We start from the raw sequence: 15,796 nt of genomic DNA, 5'->3' as shown, positions 1-15,796 counted from the left end.
GGCAAGTGGGCGGTGTCGGGATGTGACGCAGCCGGTGGAGGCTGGCAGCCAGCCTCCACCGGTTATCGGGTTACAGCCAGCGCTTTTCGCGGGTGAAACAGACCGAGAGCCAGGCATCGCCCAGGGTATCGCCGAGGCGGGACCAGAGCTCCTGACGCAAGGCATCCTGACGCTCGACGGGCCACTCCTGACCCGGGGCGACCAGAATGTTGAGTTCGAGATCGAAGCGGCGACCGCTTTTCGCCAGATGGCTGTAGCACTCGACGCCGTGACGCTTGCGCAGCGCCTCGACTTCGTTCTCGACCAGCTGGGAAACATCCCCTCTGGGGGCGATTTTCAGCACTTCCCGCAGGTTGCGACCGAGCACCTTGATGGGAATGAGGGTGGCGCAGAGGGCCAGCAGCGAAACCAGCACCGGGTCGATATAGCGGTTGTATTGGCCGTAGCCGATGGCATCGAGGCCGATGGCGACCACAAAACCGATAAGCAGGGTGGCACTGAGCAGGGTATCAACCAGCCACTCCTTGGAGTCTACCCGCACCAGTTCGGAGTCAACCTGCTCGGCGACCTGGGCTTCAATCCGGTAGAGGATGGCGCAGAAGAAGGTGGAGACAACGGCATAGATGAGGGCATGACCGAGATCGATCTCCCGTCCCCCTTCAAACAGGGTGGTGAGGCCGTTGTAGAGTGCCGCCAGACAGAGCAGCAGAATAATGGAGCCGTTGATGACGTTGGCGATGGGCTCGAAGTGCGCATAGCCATATTGGAAGCGGTCATCGGAGGGGCGGGTGACGAGGTAGGCGGTGACCAGACCAAGACCTGTCATGCCCATGCTGAACAGGGTAAAGATACCATCGAGCATGATGGCGTTGGAGCCAACGAACAGACCGTAGCCGATGCCGAAGATGGCGAAAGTGATGCAGCCAAACAGCGACAGGGTGAGCGCCTGCTTCTCTGTGGTGACCAGCGTACTGATAACATGGCTGTGGTGAGCCATAAAAGTCCTCCTTTCAAATGGTTAATATTGCTACGCGCAAGCGGTTTTCGAGCTGATATACTGCCCGCTCACATGTGAGCGGACTGGCCTGATTGCCATTGACGGGCGATGGGTCAGTCGTAGTCGCCGGGGTGCCGGCATCAAGCAAATAAGGGAACAAGGATTCATGATCCCGAGACTCGATTACCAGGACAGTTTGTCACCCACAACCCTGTCGTTCCTAGAGTTGCTAGGGCGCAGCGCCTTTCGTGGTGATATCGAAAAGTCTTATGCAAGCCGGTTGGCGATGGCGACGGACAACAGCGTCTATCAGGTAGTACCTCAGGCGGTTCTCTATCCGCGCAGTGCGGACGACATAGCAGTGATGCTCAAGCTGGCGGCGGAGCCGGCGTACCACACTCTGAGTTTTTTCCCTCGCGGTGGCGGTACCGGCACCAACGGTCAGTCATTGGGCGGCGGCATTATCGTCGATCTCTCCCGTCATATGAACCAGATCATGGAAATTAATCTGGAAGAGGGGTGGGTGCGGGCCCAGGCCGGGGTAGTGAAAGACCAGCTCAATGCCTATCTCAAGCCCCACGGCTACTTCTTCTCGCCGGATCTCTCCACCTCCAACCGCGCCACTCTGGGCGGCATGATCAACACCGACGCCTCGGGGCAGGGGTCCCTCGTTTACGGCAAAACTTCGGATCACGTGCTGGGCCTCAAAGCGGTGTTGGAGAACGGCGATCTGATGGCCACCAAGCCACTGACCGGTGAACGGCTTGCTGACAAGTTGGCGCTGGAGAATCGGGAAGGGGAGATCTATCGCACCCTCTATCGCATCGGCAAGGAGCGCCGCGCCGATATCGAGGCGACTTTCCCCAAGCTCAACCGCTTTCTGACCGGTTACGATCTCAAGCACCTCTATCAACCTGATACCGACACGCTGGATGTGAGTCGAGTGCTGTGCGGCTCGGAAGGATCCCTTGGCTTTATCACCGAAGCCAGACTCAACATCACACCCATCCCGCGTTATCGCACGCTCGTTAACGTCAAGTACGACAGCTTCCCCTCCGCCCTGCGCAACGCCCCCTTTATGGTGCAGGCCGAGGCGCTGTCGGTGGAGACGGTGGACTCCCGGGTACTGGGACTGGCCCGCGCCGACATCATCTGGCATTCGGTCAAAGAGCTTATTCAGGATGTGCCCGGTAAGGATCTGCAGGGGCTCAATATCGTCGAGTTTGCCGACACCGACGAGGCTGCGCACAAGGTCAAGGTGGCAGAGCTCTGCCGCCGTATCGACGCGCTGCTTGCCAGAGGCGAGGCGGGGATTATCGGCTATCAGGTGTGTGACCACCTGCCGAGCATCGAGACCATCTACGCCATGCGCAAGAAGTCGGTGGGGCTGCTGGGCAACGCCGAAGGGCGCAAGAAGCCAGTGGCCTTCACCGAAGATACCGCCGTGCCGCCAGAGTCGCTGGCGGACTTCATCATGGAGTTTCGCGCCCTGCTGGATGCCCACGGCCTCGACTACGGCATGTTTGGCCACGTCGATGCCGGTGTGCTGCACGTGCGCCCGGCGCTCGATTTGTGCGATCCCGAGCAGGAGGTGCTGCTGCGCCGCATCTCCGATCAGGTGGTGGCGCTTACCGCCAAATATGGTGGCCTGATGTGGGGCGAGCACGGCAAGGGTTTTCGCTCCGAATACAGCCCCGCCTTCTTTGGTGAGTTGTGGGAAGAGCTGCAGCGGGTCAAAGGGGCGTTCGATCCGGCCAACCGCATCAACCCGGGCAAGATCTGTATCCCCTATGGCAGCGATGCCGAGCTGGTCTCGGTCGATGGCCCCAAGCGCGGCAAGTTTGACCGCCAGATCCCGGTGGCGGTGCGCGAGAGTTATACCCGGGCCCTCGATTGCAACGGCAACGGCCTCTGTTTCACCTTCGAGACCGACTCGCCCATGTGTCCCTCGGTCAAGATCAGCCGCGACCGCCGCCACTCACCCAAGGGGCGGGCTGGCCTGATGCGCGAATGGTTGCGTCAGCTGGCGGAGCAGGGCTTCGACCCGTTGGCGGAAGAGGTGGCGCTGCAATCCGGTGGCGTGCGCTTCAAACAGCTGGTGGACAAGGTGCGCAACAGCTGGGCCAAACAGCGTGGCGAGTATGACTTCTCCCACGAGGTGATGGAGGCGATGGCCGGCTGTCTGGCCTGCAAGGCGTGCACCAGTCAGTGCCCGATCAAGGTGGATGTGCCCGATTTTCGCGCCCGCTTTATGCAGCTCTATCACGGCCGCTACCTGCGCGCCCCCAAGGATTACTTCGTCGGCACGGTGGAGAGCTATGCGCCGCTGCTTGCCAAAGCGCCGAAGCTGGTCAACTTCTTCCTCGAAAAAGAGTGGGCCCAGAAGGCAACCGAGAAGAGCATCGGCATGGTCGATGTGCCGCTTCTGAGCGTGCCGACTCTGGCCGAGGAGTTGCGCGATAACCGCGCCCGTTATTTCGACCTGCCGGGTCTGGAGGCCATGACTCCCGAGCAGCGCCAGAAGGTGGTGCTGATCGTGCAGGATCCCTTCACCAGTTATTACGACGCCCCTGTGGTGCGGGATCTGGTGAAACTCGCCAGCAAGCTCGGGTTCCAGCCCTACCTGTTGCCGTTCAAGCCCAATGGCAAACCCCAGCATATCAAGGGGTTCCTGCGCGCCTTTGCCCGCACCGCGGCGAGCAGCGCCCAGTTCCTCAACCAGATTGCGGCGCTCGGCATCCCCATGGTGGGGGTGGATCCGGCCATGGTGCTCTGCTATCGCGACGAGTATGCCAAGGCGTTGGGGCCAGCTCGTGGTACTTTTCAGGTGATGTTGCCGCAGGAGTGGCTGCTCTCGCTTCCGGCTGACGTGCTGCCGAAACGTGAAAATCAGACAGCAGAGCCCTGGTATCTCTTTGCCCACTGCACCGAGAAGACTGCCAAGCCCTCGACTCACGGCGACTGGGGCACCCTGTTTGGCCGCTTTGGCGCCAAACTGCAGCCGGTCCCGGTTGGTTGCTGCGGCATGGCGGGCACCTATGGCCACGATGTCAAACAGGTGGAGAACTCCAAGGGAATTTATGGGTTGAGCTGGGCCGAGCCGCTGGCCCGTTTGCCACAGGATCGCTGTCTGGCTACCGGTTATTCCTGCCGCAGTCAGGTCAAACGGATGGAGGGAGAGAAGCTCAAACATCCGCTGCAAGCCCTGCTGGAGCTGCTCTGATGCTGCGATTTCCCAAGCGGTTTCGGGTGCCGAAAGCCTATCGCCACCCGCGTTTCTTGTTGTTGCCCGCCACCCCCGCTCAGGCGGTGGTGGAGTTTGTCGCCATCCTGCGCGAGCGCGAGCAACTCCATCAGCTGTTTCGGCCAAACGATATCTGGCCCTCCGCCAATTTCAGCCTGAGTCAGCACGAAGGGGATCTGGAGTGGCAGCAGTCGGAGTTTCTGGCCAAGCGCTCGTTCGCCTATGGCCTCTGGAGTCCGGATCGGGAGCCGCAATTCTGGGGCGGGGTTTATCTCTACCCCTCCGTACTGCCGGAGGTGGAGGCGGAGCTCTTTTTCTGGAAGGTGGCCGAGGCCCCCATCACGGATGAGGAGCTGGAGACGCAGCTGCGCGACTGGCTCGCCAGGGTGTGGCAGTGGTCTGCGCCCCGCTTGCCGGGTCGGGAGATGCCCTGGGCCGAGTGGCCTGGCGTCACCTATCCCTGGTAAGGGGGCCGGTTTCAGGTTTTTTCCTGCCCCGGGTGCTGGCCGGAGCAGGCTTGTTGTGCAATGCAGTGATGCTCCATTTTCCCCATGCAATTGAAGGAGTTCTCTTTTCATGAGTCAGGAATCATCCCCCATCTGGCGCAGGCCCATGAGCCTTGAAGGGCTCAACGCCAGCTCCCGCAATACCCTGATGGCCCATCTCGATATCGTCTACACCGACTTTGGCCCCGACTGGCTGGAGGCCACCATGCCGGTGGATCACCGCACTCACCAGCCCCTTGGCATGTTGCACGGTGGTGCCTCTGTGGTGCTGGCGGAGACGCTGGGATCGCTCGCGGCCAACATGGCGGTCGGGCCTGACAGTTATTGTGTGGGACTGGAGGTGAACGCCAACCATCTGCGAGCCAAGCGGGAAGGGGTGGTAACGGGGCGCTGCTCGCCACTGCATCTCGGGGCGACGACTCAGGTGTGGCAGATAGAAATTCGCGATGAGCGTGGTCGTTTATTGTGCACCAGCCGGTTGACCATGGCGGTGCTCAAGCACAAGCGGGGCAAGGACTCCTGAGAGGAGCGATCTGCAATAACGCATCATGAGTGAAAAATAAGCAAGCTTAACTCGCAAGATCCCTCTATAATTGCCAACGTCTTGAGAGGCTTATCACATTTTTCAAGACAGCAGAACAAAGTGGCGCTATAATCGCCGCCTTTTTGCTATTCCGCGGTGTTAGCCGCCTGCCTTAATCTGGAAGAATCTATGTCTGATACCGAACAACTGCCCCTTTTTAGTGAGCTTGGACTGGCCGCGCCTGTATTGAAAGCGCTGCAGGACGTGGGCTATGAGCGCCCGTCCCCCATCCAGGCCGCAGCAATTCCCCACCTGATGGCGGGCCACGATCTGCTGGGGCAGGCGCAAACCGGTACAGGGAAGACCGCTGCTTTTGCCTTGCCTCTGTTGTCTCGTCTGGAAGCTGGTAACCGCAACACCCAGATCCTGGTGCTGGCGCCGACTCGCGAACTGGCTCTGCAGGTGGCTGAAGCGTGCCAACGCTATGCCCACCACATGCCTGATTTCCACGTGCTGCCGATCTACGGTGGTGCCTCCTACGAAACCCAGACCCGCGCTCTGCGTCGTGGTGCTCAGGTTGTTGTAGGTACTCCGGGTCGTGTGATGGATCTGATCCGTCGCAAGAACCTGGATCTCTCCGGTCTGAAAGCGCTGGTGCTGGACGAAGCGGACGAAATGCTGCGCATGGGCTTCATCGACGACGTGGACTGGATCATGGAACAGTGCCCGGCCGGTCGTCAGGTTGCGCTCTTCTCCGCCACCATGCCGGAGCAGATCCGCCGCGTGGCCCAGAAGCACCTGAAGCAGCCCAAAGAGATCAAGATCGCCTCCAAGACTGCTACCGCCACCACCATCCGCCAGCGTTACTGGCAGGTGACCGGTCTGCACAAGCTGGACGCCATGACCCGTCTGCTGGAAGTGGAACCCTACGAAGCCCTGCTGGTGTTCGTCCGTACCAAGAACGCCGCTGAAGAGCTGGCTGGCAAGCTGGCCGCTCGTGGTCACGCCTGTGAAGCGCTGCACGGCGACATCCCGCAGAAGCTGCGTGAGCGTACTGTTGACAAGCTGCGTCAGGGCCAGCTGGACATCCTGATTGCCACCGACGTGGTTGCCCGCGGTCTGGACGTTGAACGCATCACCCACGTAGTGAACTACGACATTCCGTACGATACCGAATCCTACGTTCACCGTATCGGCCGTACCGGTCGTGCCGGTCGCAAGGGCGAGGCCATCCTGTTCGTGGCTCCGCGTGAGCGCCGCATGCTGCGCGCCATCGAGCACGCAACCCGTCAGGCCATCGAGCCGATGAAGATGCCGAGCACCGAGGACATAAACCAGCACCGTCTGGCCAAGTTCAAGGAGCGCATCCGCGAAACCATGATGGGTGAAGAGCTCGAGATCTACCACAACCTGGTGAACGAGCTGATCGAAGAAGACTCTGCCGATCCGCTGGAGCTGGCTGCCGCACTGGCCAAGCTGGTACAGGGCGACCAACCGCTGCTGCTGGATGACTCCATCCCGGATCCGCTGCTGAACGCTGGCAACGACCGTGGTGGCTTCGAGCGCCGTGACTTCAACGACCGCGGCGGTCGTGATTTCGGTGACCGTGGCGATCGTCCGGCCCGTCGCATGCCGTCCCTGGAGCCGCGTCCGCTCAAAGACAACCCGGACGTGGAGATGGAGCGCTACCGCGTAGACGTGGGTGCCCATCACGGCGTCAAGCCTGGCCAGATCGTGGGCGCTATCGCCAACGAAGCGAACATCGAGAGCCGCTTCATCGGCAACATCGACATCGCTGACGACTTCTCTACCGTCGACCTGCCCAAGGGCATGAGCGCTGATGTACTGGAAGTGATCAAGAAAGCCCGTGTTTGCCAGCGTCCGCTGCAGATCACTCGCTACACCGAAGTGCCGGCCGGTGGCAACACCAGCAGCCGTCCGCCGCGTGGTGATCGTCCGTTCCGTGGCGACCGTCCTTTCAACAAGGATCGCCGTCCGCAGGGTGACCGTCCCTTCAACAAGGATCGCCGGGAAGGCGGTTTCGACAAGGGTCGCAAGTTCGGTGGCAAGCGCCGCGAGAGCTAATCCTTGATTGGTAATGCCAGAAGGCCGCTCATTGAGCGGCCTTTTTTTATGTTTTTCCTGATGGCGCTTCGCCATAGCGAATCGGGGGAGGATAACTCACTTAGGTGATAAGTATGAGAGCCAAAAGGGCATTATTTTTTTGTTAAACGGTTGTGAGTGATGGGGGAGAAGTGTCATCCTGTCTCAGGACATTGAGGTCGTAGTCAATAAAGGATGTGCCTCTGCTTGTGTTGTGTGGCTGCGACTTTAGTCGGTATCCCCTCTCTTTCGTTTGCATATGGCAGAAGAGAGTACGATTAATAAACTGAACACAATGACATGGAGGTTCATCATGACCGGATGGTTTGGCAGAGTACTGTTGTTGTCTGGGTGGCTCGTATCGAGCGTGGTGCTGGCAGACGATGCGTTTCTGACGATTAAGGGTGATGGGTGTTGCAATGGCAAGGGGCAGATTAGTCTGACCCGGGCCGAGTTTGAGGCACTGCCGCAAAGCGAAGTGACCACCAAAACGCCCTGGACCGAAGGTAGTCACACCTATCGCGGGGTGTTGCTACGGGAGCTGGTGAAGAAATACGGCCTAAAGAGCAGTGAAGTCAAGGCGATGGCCATCAATGATTACTGGGCTGCCGTGCCTGTCGAGGATGGTGACAAGTATCCAGTGCTGGTTGCCGAGAAGCAGGATGGCAAGCCGCTGACCCTGCGCAACAAAGGACCTCTCTGGATTATCTACCCGCTCTCCGATTACCCCGACCTGAACAAGGAGCTCTATCACAGCCGCATGGTGTGGCAGCTGATTGGGCTAGAGAGCAAGTAGCATGCTGCGCGGCAAGTTTGTCAGCCTGATCCTGATGGTGACCGCCTTTTTGGGGGTTGCCATCTGGTCGGTCTGGAACTATGACCGCGCATTCAATGCAGTGACCCGCTATACCCAGTTGTCAGCCTGGGCGTTGGCACAGCTGGAGCTGGAGGTTCACGGTTTTGGCGAATCGCTCCAGCTTTATCGCGCCGGCTCGGTGAGCCAGGAGGAGATGAACAAGCGGTTTGACATCGCCTGGAACCGACTTGATGTTTTCCTGCACGGTGAAGAGGCAAAGCCGGTCAGGTCTCGCTTTGGTGCTGCCCAAGCCGCAGGGCAGCTGATGTCGCTGTTTGAGGAGTACGAACAGGATGTGGTGAGCGGAGCGCGCGATTCGACCCGGTTAGCTCAATTCTCGATAGAACTTAATCGCGATCTGGCGGCTATTCGTGATGTCATGGTGAAGAACTTTACCGGCCCCTCTGCCATTGCTCAACGCGAGCTGCTCAATGAGTCGCGGACCCAGAATTTTGCCATTCTCGCCTTTCTGATGTCGGCAACTATGGTGATGCTGGTGATGCTGTTTCGCGAAGTGCGTCACCAGCAGTTTCTTGCGTGGAACGATCCCCTGACCCGTCTCCCCAATCGGGCGGCGCTTATCAAGCACCTGAAGTTGCGGGCAGCCTATCGTGGCGGCGGCGGCAGCATCACTGTCTGCCTTGTGGATCTGGGCCACTTTCGTGAAGTGAACGACAGCCTGGGATACGAGATAGGGGATGAACTGCTTAAACAGCTGGCCGAACGGATCCATGGCGTGGTGGCGCCGGGTATTTTTGTGGCCCGCACCGGCAGCGACGAGTTTGCCATCATTATCTCCGGCGCCATGCCGACCTATCTGCGTTTCCCCTTTCTGGAGCAGTTGCGTACCGAGTTGGCCGATCTGGCCTTTGCAGCAGATCCGGCGCACCGGGTCAGGGTCTTTATGGGGGTAAGCCAGTACGCTCGTCCGGTACATACTCCAGAGGAGATGCTGCTGTTTGCCGATATAGCTCTCGACAGTGCCAAGCGCCAGCGGCTTCATCGCTCAGTGGTCTTCTCCCGTGCCATGCATCAACACTATCTGCGCAACCGCCGCCTCTCGACCGAGCTGCGTGAATTGATTCAGAGCCCCGAGTGCCAGCAGCTCTGCCTCTACTATCAGCCGATAGTGCGTGGTCAGAGCGCAGTTCGGCTGGGGGCCGAGGTGTTGATCCGCTGGAATCACCCTGAATATGGCTTTATTCCGCCGCTCGATATAATAGCGCTGGCAGAGGAAAACGGTCTGGGGGAGGCTCTGGGGCTCTGGATTTTCCACCGTTTGCAGCGTGATCTTTCTATCTTCCCGAGCGATCTGGTGGAGTTGCTGGAGATCTCGGTAAACCTCTCTAGCTCCATGTTCAATATGGGGCTGGCCGCCAATGTCGAGGAGAGGATGAGTGTCGGCCCGCTCGGGTTACAGCAGTTGATCGTGGAACTGACTGAGACCATAGCGCTGGATGATATCGAGCTGAGCAAGCAGATCATCGCCTCATTGCGACACATCGGAGTGCGGGTGGCGCTCGATGATTTTGGAACCGGCTGGTCCTCATTCTCATATCTGCGCGAGCTCTATTTCGACAAGCTGAAGATTGACCGCTCCTTTATCACCGCCATCGACAACGATACCCGGCAGGCACTCTTTGTTGAGGCAATCACCTCGCTCTCTCATCAGCTGGGGGTGCGCGTCGTGGCCGAAGGGGTGGAAAACAACGACGAACTCAAGGCGGTGCTGAGCATAGGGGTAGACGAGATCCAGGGTTACTTCTACTCAAGGCCCCTGACCTTGCAGGATTTTCTCCAGTTCTGCCACCGCTACTTTGTCAATCGCGCCATCATGCAGGAAGTGGCGCTCGGGTAGAGCAGAAAACGACTTGCCATCAGCAACAAAAAGGCGGCCAACAGGCCACCTTTGCTATCTAAACAGCGCAATTGACAATCAGAGCACCATGGCTGCAATCCAGCCGAAGATAACCAGCGGGATATTGTAGTGGATGAAGGTGGGCACCACGCTGTCCCAGATATGGTCGTGCTGGCCATCGGCGTTGAGACCCGATGTTGGGCCGAGGGTGGAGTCTGAAGCGGGCGAGCCCGCATCCCCCAGCGCACCGGCGGTACCGACCAGCGCGATGATCGCCATGGGAGAGAAACCCAGCTGCAGGCAGAGCGGCACATAGATGGTGGCGATAATGGGCACGGTGGAGAAGGAGGAGCCAATTCCCATGGTGATGAGCAGGCCCACCAGCAGCATCAGGAAGGCGGCAATGCCTTTGTGCTGACCGATAGAGCTGGAAACGACCTGAACCAGGCTCTCGACGCCGTGAGTTGCCTTCATGACGGCGGCGAAGCCGGCGGCGGAGATCATGATAAAGCCGATCAGCGACATCATGCGTACCCCCTGGGTGAACGCATCCTGGCTCTCGCGAAACTTGATGACGCCACCGCAGGTGAAGATGACGAAACCGGCCAGCGCGCCGAGCACTATGCTGTTGGTCGTCAACTGGAGGCCAAGTGCCACACCGATGGCCAGCAGGGCGACCCAGATATGGTTGAGATTGAGCTCGACGGTTTCCGGTTCAGCTTCCAGGATCTTGGCCAGGTCGTACTGGCGGGGTTTGCGGTAGCTGAAGAAGACCGCAATCAGCAGACCCAGCACCATGCCACAGCCCGGGATGGCCATGGCCAACGGGATCTGGCTGGAAGTGATCGGCACACCGTTATCGATAAGGTTCTTGGCCAGAATATTGTTCAGGAAGATGCCGCCAAAGCCGACCGGCAGCACCATGTAGGTGGCGGTCAGGCCGAAGGTGATGACACAGGCTACCTGACGACGGTCGATCTGCATCTGCGCCATCACGTGGAGGAGTGGCGGGATCAGGATCGGAATAAAGGCGATATGCACCGGGATGATGTTTTGCGAGGAGATGGATACTGCCAGAACGGATGAGAGCAGCAGGGTCTTGACCCACAAAATGCGGCTGCTGCTGGCATCCTTGCCCAGCTGGCTGATTACCTTGCTGGCCAGCAGGTCGGTGATACCGGAGCGGGAGATGGCGACGGCAAAGGCCCCCAGCATGGCGTAGGAGAGGGCAATCTCGGCGCCGCCACCAAGACCGCCGCTGAAGGTAGTCAGGGTATCGGTCAGGGAGAGCCCGCCGACCAGGCCGCCGGCAATGGCGCCCAGCGCAAGTGAGACCACCACATTGATCCGCAGCAGACTGAGCACCAGCATCAGCCCGACCGCGATAACAACTGGATTCATTTGATTTCCTTATGTTTGTTATTGCTGTCTGTCATGTGAAGGGGAGTTAGTTTGCGAAAAATGTGACAAATGTCGAGAAAAAAATCGGTCAAAACGGGCATCTGACCAAGGTCATCTGAAACAAAGTTGATCGGGGATGGTATTTGCTCTTCATGCGTCGCACCTCCCATTTGGCAATTGTGCTGAATAGCCAAGGGGAGAAAGCGGGCGGTGGAGGGGCAATAGAGGCAAAAGAGAGTCAAGGCACATAAAGAAAGGCTGCCAGCGGCAGCCTTTGCAACTTATTCCAGTTCCTCATCACCAGAGGCTGAGTCGCTACCCGGCCCGACTGGCGGCCAGCCGCCCATGCTCTTCCAGCGGTTGACGATATGGCAGAAGAGGTCGGTAGTCCGCTCAGTGTCATAGAGGGCAGAGTGAGCCTCTTTGTTGTCAAACGGAATGCGGGCGCTCTGGCACGCCTTGGCCAGTACGGTTTGGCCCAGCGCCAGCCCGGAGAGGGCTGCGGTATCGAAGGTGGCGAACGGATGGAACGGATTGCGCTTGAGGCCAGCCCGCTCGGCTGCCGCCATCACGAAGCCGTGATCGAAGGTGGCGTTATGGGCCACGATAATGGCGCGGCTGCAGTCGCTCTCCTTCATCCCCTTGCGGATCCCCTTGAAGATCTCGGTCAGCGCCTCTTTTTCAGAGACAGCTCCGCGCAGCGGGTTGAAGGGGTCGATACCGGTGAACTCCAGAGCGGCACGCTCCAGATTGGCGCCTTCGAAAGGCTCCACATGATAATGGAAAATCTGATCGGGCAGGAGCCATCCTTGCTCATCCATTTTCAGGGTATAAGCCGCGATTTCGAGCAAGGCATCGGTTTTGGCGTTGAAGCCGGCTGTTTCAACATCGATGACGACGGGGTAAAAACCACGAAAACGGCCCTTGAGGGTATGAACTGCGTCGGTCATGGGATCTCGGTCAGCATAAAATGAGGCGGCATTATGGCAAAAAAGCGCAGGCTTGTCCCCATCCCGCAAGATGGAGCCTTGCGGGACAAGCGATGGCTCAATATCTGTGCAGCCACCAGCGAGCGGCCAGCAGCGCCGTGATGCTGCCGAGAATGGCGCTTGCCAGCACATCGGTTGGCCAGTGCATGCCGATCACCATGCGTGACAGCCCTATTCCGAGTGCCAAGATCGGCAGCAGCCAGACCCCTGCCGGTGCGCGGGCCAGCCAGATGAGGCCAAAGAACTGGGCAAGGCTCATGGCGGCGATGCTGTGGCCGGAGGGGAAGGCGTAGTTCACCTCCTTCTGCCAGTGGTTGCCAAGCCACTGGGGCAGCGCCAGCAGCTGGCTGGCAGCGTGTACCTGTTCGCTGCGCACTTCGGTGCTGGCGGCGTAGAAGCTCTTGATTGCGGGGATCAGGGATTGGCTCTCCAGCCAGAGCAAATAGGGTCTGGGCTCCTCGGTCAGATGCTTGATGACGCTTTTGATGAGCCAGTCTCCGGCAAGCAGTACCAGCAACGCGCCGGCCAGAGCAAGCAGGGACGAGCGATCGAGCTGCAGTTTCTGCCTGGTCAGCAGCAATAGCAGTGCGGCGCTGATCCCAATTCCGGGAATATCGACCATGCGGGTGAGGGCATAAGGCCACCAGAGCCAGCCCGATTGCAGCGAGCCGGTCAGAAAGGGTTGCCAAGGGAGGATGGCAAGCAGCAGCAGGGGCAGGATCAAAAGGGTGGTAAACGCGAGCACCTGACTGCGGGAGAGGGAAGGGCTATGGGGCGGCATGATCTCTATCGGCAAGGGTCTGGAAAAAGAGCGCCATTGTGCCACTGCATGATTTGACGGCAAAGCAGACCTGCCCTTCTGTTTACCTCTGCTTACACATTTGGCTGTTCGTTCATCAATTACCCTTGGTCTGCGGTAACCAAGTGCATGTCAGGCTGAAATATTGGCGGGCTTTGGGCTAGAATGGCGCGTCCATGGCGGTTGCCTGCAAAGAGAGCCCGATGAAAATAGTCGTAGATGAGAATATGCCCCACGCCGTGGAGCTGTTTGCCGAGTTTGGTGAAGTGGTTGCCCTGCCCGGGCGGCAGATGCAGGCCAACGATCTGCATGATGCCGATGTGCTGCTGGTACGCTCGGTGACCAGGGTGAACGCCGACTTGCTGGCGACCAGCCCCAAACTGGCTTTTGTCGGTACCGCGACCATCGGCACCGATCACATCGACAAGGCTTTGCTGGCTAGCCGCAATATCCCTTTTTATAGCGCCCCCGGCTGTAATAAATATTCGGTGGGGGACTATGTACTTTCCGCCCTGCTGGTGCTGGCCGAGCGCTACGAGCTTGATCTCTCGGCCATGACGCTGGCGGTGATCGGGGCCGGCAATACCGGCGAGTGCGTGGCCGGCAAGGCCGAAGCGCTCGGTATGCGGGTGCTGCGCTGCGATCCCCCCAAGGCGCGTAATAATCCTGAAGCGGATTTTGTCGACTATCAGACCGCCCTTGGCGCCGATATCGTCAGCTTCCATGTGCCCATTACTCGTGAAGGGCCGGATGCGACCTACCATCTGCTAGATGCCGAGCAGATAGCTGCGCGCCCCGCCGGGCAGATCCTCATCAACGCATCCCGTGGCGAGGTGTGGGATAACCGGGCCCTGCTGGCGCGTCAGTTGAGCGACAAGCCCTTGCGTCTGGTAATGGATGTCTGGGAGAACGAGCCGGAGCCACTGGCAGAGCTGGTGCCCCATACCGAGATTGCCACCCCTCACATTGCCGGCTACAGCCTGGAGGGGAAGGCGCGCGGTACCTGGATGCTCTATGAGGCGCTCTGCCGCCAGCTGGGGCGCGAGCCCCGCCAGGATCTGCGTACGCTGCTGCCGGTTGCCGATGTGCAGGCGGTGGTGCCCGGACGGGCGCCGGATCAGGCATTGATCAAACAGCTGGTTCACCTTATCTACGATGTGCGCCGCGACGATGCCCGTTTTCGCGTCCGGCTGGGTATCCCGGGTAGCTTCGATGAGCAGCGCAAACATTACCCGGAGCGCCGCGAGCTCTCCTCCCTGCAGATCAAGGGTGAGTTTGCCTGCGACATGTTGGGGGCAGCCGGATTTGATATTTCACTCTCATAAGGTGGGTGGGCCGCTACGTCCGCACTACTTATGACCCCGTTTTTACCGGTCCGAGGCAGGCTTGCTCCGCGTCGGATTGACCATATCAGGCGAGGATGCCCCGCATATCGGAGCCCCGCCGACCATGGCGCCAGCAGGCGCCATAGCCGTTTTATTAGAGGAGAACAGAATGAGCCAGCAGTTTAATGTCGCGGTATTGGGCGCAAGTGGCGCCGTGGGCCAGGCCATGATCGAGATCCTGGAAGAGCGCGAGTTTCCGGTCGCTACGCTCTATCCGCTGGCTTCCAGCCGCAGCGCCGGTGAAACCGTGCGCTTTGATGGCAAGAATCTCGAGATCCTCGATGTCGAGGAGTTTGACTGGAGCCAGGTGCAGATTGCCCTGTTCTCGGCCGGGGCCGAGGTCTCTGCCAAGTGGGCACCGATTGCTGCCGAGCATGGCTGCATCGTCATCGACAACACCTCCTGCTTCCGTTACGACGAAGATATTCCGCTGGTGATCCCGGAAGTAAACCCGGATGCGCTGGCCGATTTTCGCAATCGCAACATCATTGCCAACCCTAACTGCTCCACCATCCAGATGCTGGTTGCCCTGAAGCCGCTGCACGATGAGGTGGGCATCGCCCGCATCAACGTCGCCACCTATCAGTCGGTTTCCGGCTCCGGCAAAGAGGGGGTGAGTGAACTGGCTGGCCAGACCGCCCAGCTGCTCAACGGCCGCCCGGTCGAGCCGACTCTCTACCCCCAGCAGATCGCGTTCAACCTGATCCCCCAGATCGACAGTTTCACCGACAACGGTTACACCCGGGAAGAGATGAAGATGGTGTGGGAGACCCAGAAGATCCTGGGCGATGCCAGCATTGCCGTGAACCCGACTTGCGTGCGGGTGCCGGTCTTCTACGGCCACTCTGAAGCAGTCCATGTCGAGCTGCACCAGCCGCTCGATGCCGAGCAGGTAAAGGATCTGCTGCGCGCTGCACCGGGCGTGACCCTGTTCGAAGAGGAAGGGGACTATCCGACCCCGGTGCGCGATGCAACCGGCAAGGATGAAGTGCTGGTTGGCCGCATTCGTCAGGATATTTCTCACCCCAATGGTGTAAATATGTGGATCGTGGCCGATAACGTTCGTAAGGGCGCTGCCACCAACAGCGTCCAGATTGCTGAACTGCTGGTTCGCGACTACCTGTAAGGCAGTATG

The 15,796-nt window shown here is 59.4% G+C and carries 12 protein-coding genes; 8 read left to right on the top strand and 4 right to left on the bottom strand.

Annotation, left to right across the window (positions count from 1 at the left end; translation table 11 throughout):
- Window positions 1–70 precede the first annotated feature (70 nt).
- The gene (locus LG31_RS0119010; RefSeq protein ID WP_033115979.1) at window positions 71–997 is read right to left on the bottom strand and encodes a cation diffusion facilitator family transporter; all 927 of its coding nucleotides are present in this window, start codon (window positions 995–997) and stop codon (window positions 71–73) included.
- Between the two features lie 166 nt (window positions 998–1,163).
- Between LG31_RS0119010 and ydiJ the strand changes: the two genes are divergently transcribed.
- The 6 genes from ydiJ (at window position 1,164) to LG31_RS0118980 (ending at window position 10,087) form a co-directional block, all read left to right on the top strand.
- Complete coding sequence (ydiJ, locus tag LG31_RS0119005; protein WP_033115978.1) at window positions 1,164–4,220, top strand: D-2-hydroxyglutarate dehydrogenase YdiJ; 3,057 nt, start codon at window positions 1,164–1,166, stop codon at window positions 4,218–4,220.
- Complete coding sequence (locus LG31_RS0119000; protein WP_033115977.1) at window positions 4,220–4,708, top strand: hypothetical protein; 489 nt, start codon at window positions 4,220–4,222, stop codon at window positions 4,706–4,708. Before ydiJ ends, LG31_RS0119000 begins: the two co-directional genes overlap by 1 nt.
- Window positions 4,709–4,817: 109 nt before the next feature.
- On the top strand, window positions 4,818–5,270 hold the full coding sequence (locus LG31_RS0118995; protein ID WP_033115976.1) for a hotdog fold thioesterase: 453 nt from the start codon (window positions 4,818–4,820) through the stop codon (window positions 5,268–5,270).
- A gap of 189 nt (window positions 5,271–5,459) precedes the next feature.
- A complete protein-coding gene (locus LG31_RS0118990; protein WP_033115975.1) occupies window positions 5,460–7,355 on the top strand; it encodes a DEAD/DEAH box helicase in 1,896 nt (631 codons plus the stop codon).
- Window positions 7,356–7,686: 331 nt separating this feature from the next.
- The gene (locus tag LG31_RS0118985) at window positions 7,687–8,169 is read left to right on the top strand and encodes a putative pterin-binding protein (RefSeq protein ID WP_033115974.1); all 483 of its coding nucleotides are present in this window, start codon (window positions 7,687–7,689) and stop codon (window positions 8,167–8,169) included.
- Window position 8,170: 1 nt separating this feature from the next.
- The gene (locus tag LG31_RS0118980) at window positions 8,171–10,087 is read left to right on the top strand and encodes a putative bifunctional diguanylate cyclase/phosphodiesterase (protein WP_033115973.1); all 1,917 of its coding nucleotides are present in this window, start codon (window positions 8,171–8,173) and stop codon (window positions 10,085–10,087) included.
- A gap of 78 nt (window positions 10,088–10,165) precedes the next feature.
- On the opposite strand, the gene LG31_RS0118975 is transcribed toward LG31_RS0118980, so the two are convergent.
- From LG31_RS0118975 to LG31_RS0118965, 3 genes are all read right to left on the bottom strand, one after another.
- Window positions 10,166–11,488 carry a Na+/H+ antiporter family protein gene (locus LG31_RS0118975; protein WP_033115972.1) on the bottom strand — a complete coding sequence of 441 codons (1,323 nt, stop codon included), beginning with the start codon at window positions 11,486–11,488 and terminating at the stop codon, window positions 10,166–10,168.
- 281 nt (window positions 11,489–11,769) lie between these two features.
- Entirely contained in the window at window positions 11,770–12,438 is a 669-nt protein-coding gene (gene rnt, locus LG31_RS0118970; RefSeq protein WP_033115971.1) for a ribonuclease T, read from the bottom strand.
- A 97-nt stretch (window positions 12,439–12,535) separates the two neighbouring features.
- Window positions 12,536–13,258 (bottom strand): phosphatase PAP2 family protein, encoded by a 723-nt coding sequence (locus tag LG31_RS0118965; protein WP_033115970.1) that lies wholly within the window; start codon window positions 13,256–13,258, stop codon window positions 12,536–12,538.
- 221 nt (window positions 13,259–13,479) lie between these two features.
- On the opposite strand from LG31_RS0118965, the gene LG31_RS0118960 reads away from it, so the two are divergent.
- Both LG31_RS0118960 and LG31_RS0118955 read left to right on the top strand, forming a co-directional pair.
- Window positions 13,480–14,601, top strand: a complete 1,122-nt coding sequence (locus tag LG31_RS0118960) for a 4-phosphoerythronate dehydrogenase (RefSeq protein WP_033115969.1) — start codon at window positions 13,480–13,482, stop codon at window positions 14,599–14,601.
- A 169-nt stretch (window positions 14,602–14,770) separates the two neighbouring features.
- Entirely contained in the window at window positions 14,771–15,787 is a 1,017-nt protein-coding gene (locus LG31_RS0118955; protein ID WP_033115968.1) for an aspartate-semialdehyde dehydrogenase, read from the top strand.
- The last annotated feature ends 9 nt before the right edge of the window (window positions 15,788–15,796 follow it).

Origin of the sequence: Aeromonas lacus, from assembly GCF_000764665.1 — a bacterium.
GTDB lineage: Bacteria > Pseudomonadota > Gammaproteobacteria > Enterobacterales > Aeromonadaceae > Aeromonas > Aeromonas lacus.
The sequence above is the reverse complement of the archived record's forward strand: the minus strand, read 5'-3'. Positions and strand labels throughout refer to the sequence as shown.

Coding starts and splice junctions, on each gene's coding strand:
- LG31_RS0119010 (WP_033115979.1), bottom strand. CDS start 997: ATGGCTCACCACAGCCATGTTATCAGTACGCTGGTCACCACAGAGAAG.
- ydiJ (WP_033115978.1), top strand. CDS start 1,164: ATGATCCCGAGACTCGATTACCAGGACAGTTTGTCACCCACAACCCTG.
- LG31_RS0119000 (WP_033115977.1), top strand. CDS start 4,220: ATGCTGCGATTTCCCAAGCGGTTTCGGGTGCCGAAAGCCTATCGCCAC.
- LG31_RS0118995 (WP_033115976.1), top strand. CDS start 4,818: ATGAGTCAGGAATCATCCCCCATCTGGCGCAGGCCCATGAGCCTTGAA.
- LG31_RS0118990 (WP_033115975.1), top strand. CDS start 5,460: ATGTCTGATACCGAACAACTGCCCCTTTTTAGTGAGCTTGGACTGGCC.
- LG31_RS0118985 (WP_033115974.1), top strand. CDS start 7,687: ATGACCGGATGGTTTGGCAGAGTACTGTTGTTGTCTGGGTGGCTCGTA.
- LG31_RS0118980 (WP_033115973.1), top strand. CDS start 8,171: ATGCTGCGCGGCAAGTTTGTCAGCCTGATCCTGATGGTGACCGCCTTT.
- LG31_RS0118975 (WP_033115972.1), bottom strand. CDS start 11,488: ATGAATCCAGTTGTTATCGCGGTCGGGCTGATGCTGGTGCTCAGTCTG.
- rnt (WP_033115971.1), bottom strand. CDS start 12,438: ATGACCGACGCAGTTCATACCCTCAAGGGCCGTTTTCGTGGTTTTTAC.
- LG31_RS0118965 (WP_033115970.1), bottom strand. CDS start 13,258: ATGCCGCCCCATAGCCCTTCCCTCTCCCGCAGTCAGGTGCTCGCGTTT.
- LG31_RS0118960 (WP_033115969.1), top strand. CDS start 13,480: ATGAAAATAGTCGTAGATGAGAATATGCCCCACGCCGTGGAGCTGTTT.
- LG31_RS0118955 (WP_033115968.1), top strand. CDS start 14,771: ATGAGCCAGCAGTTTAATGTCGCGGTATTGGGCGCAAGTGGCGCCGTG.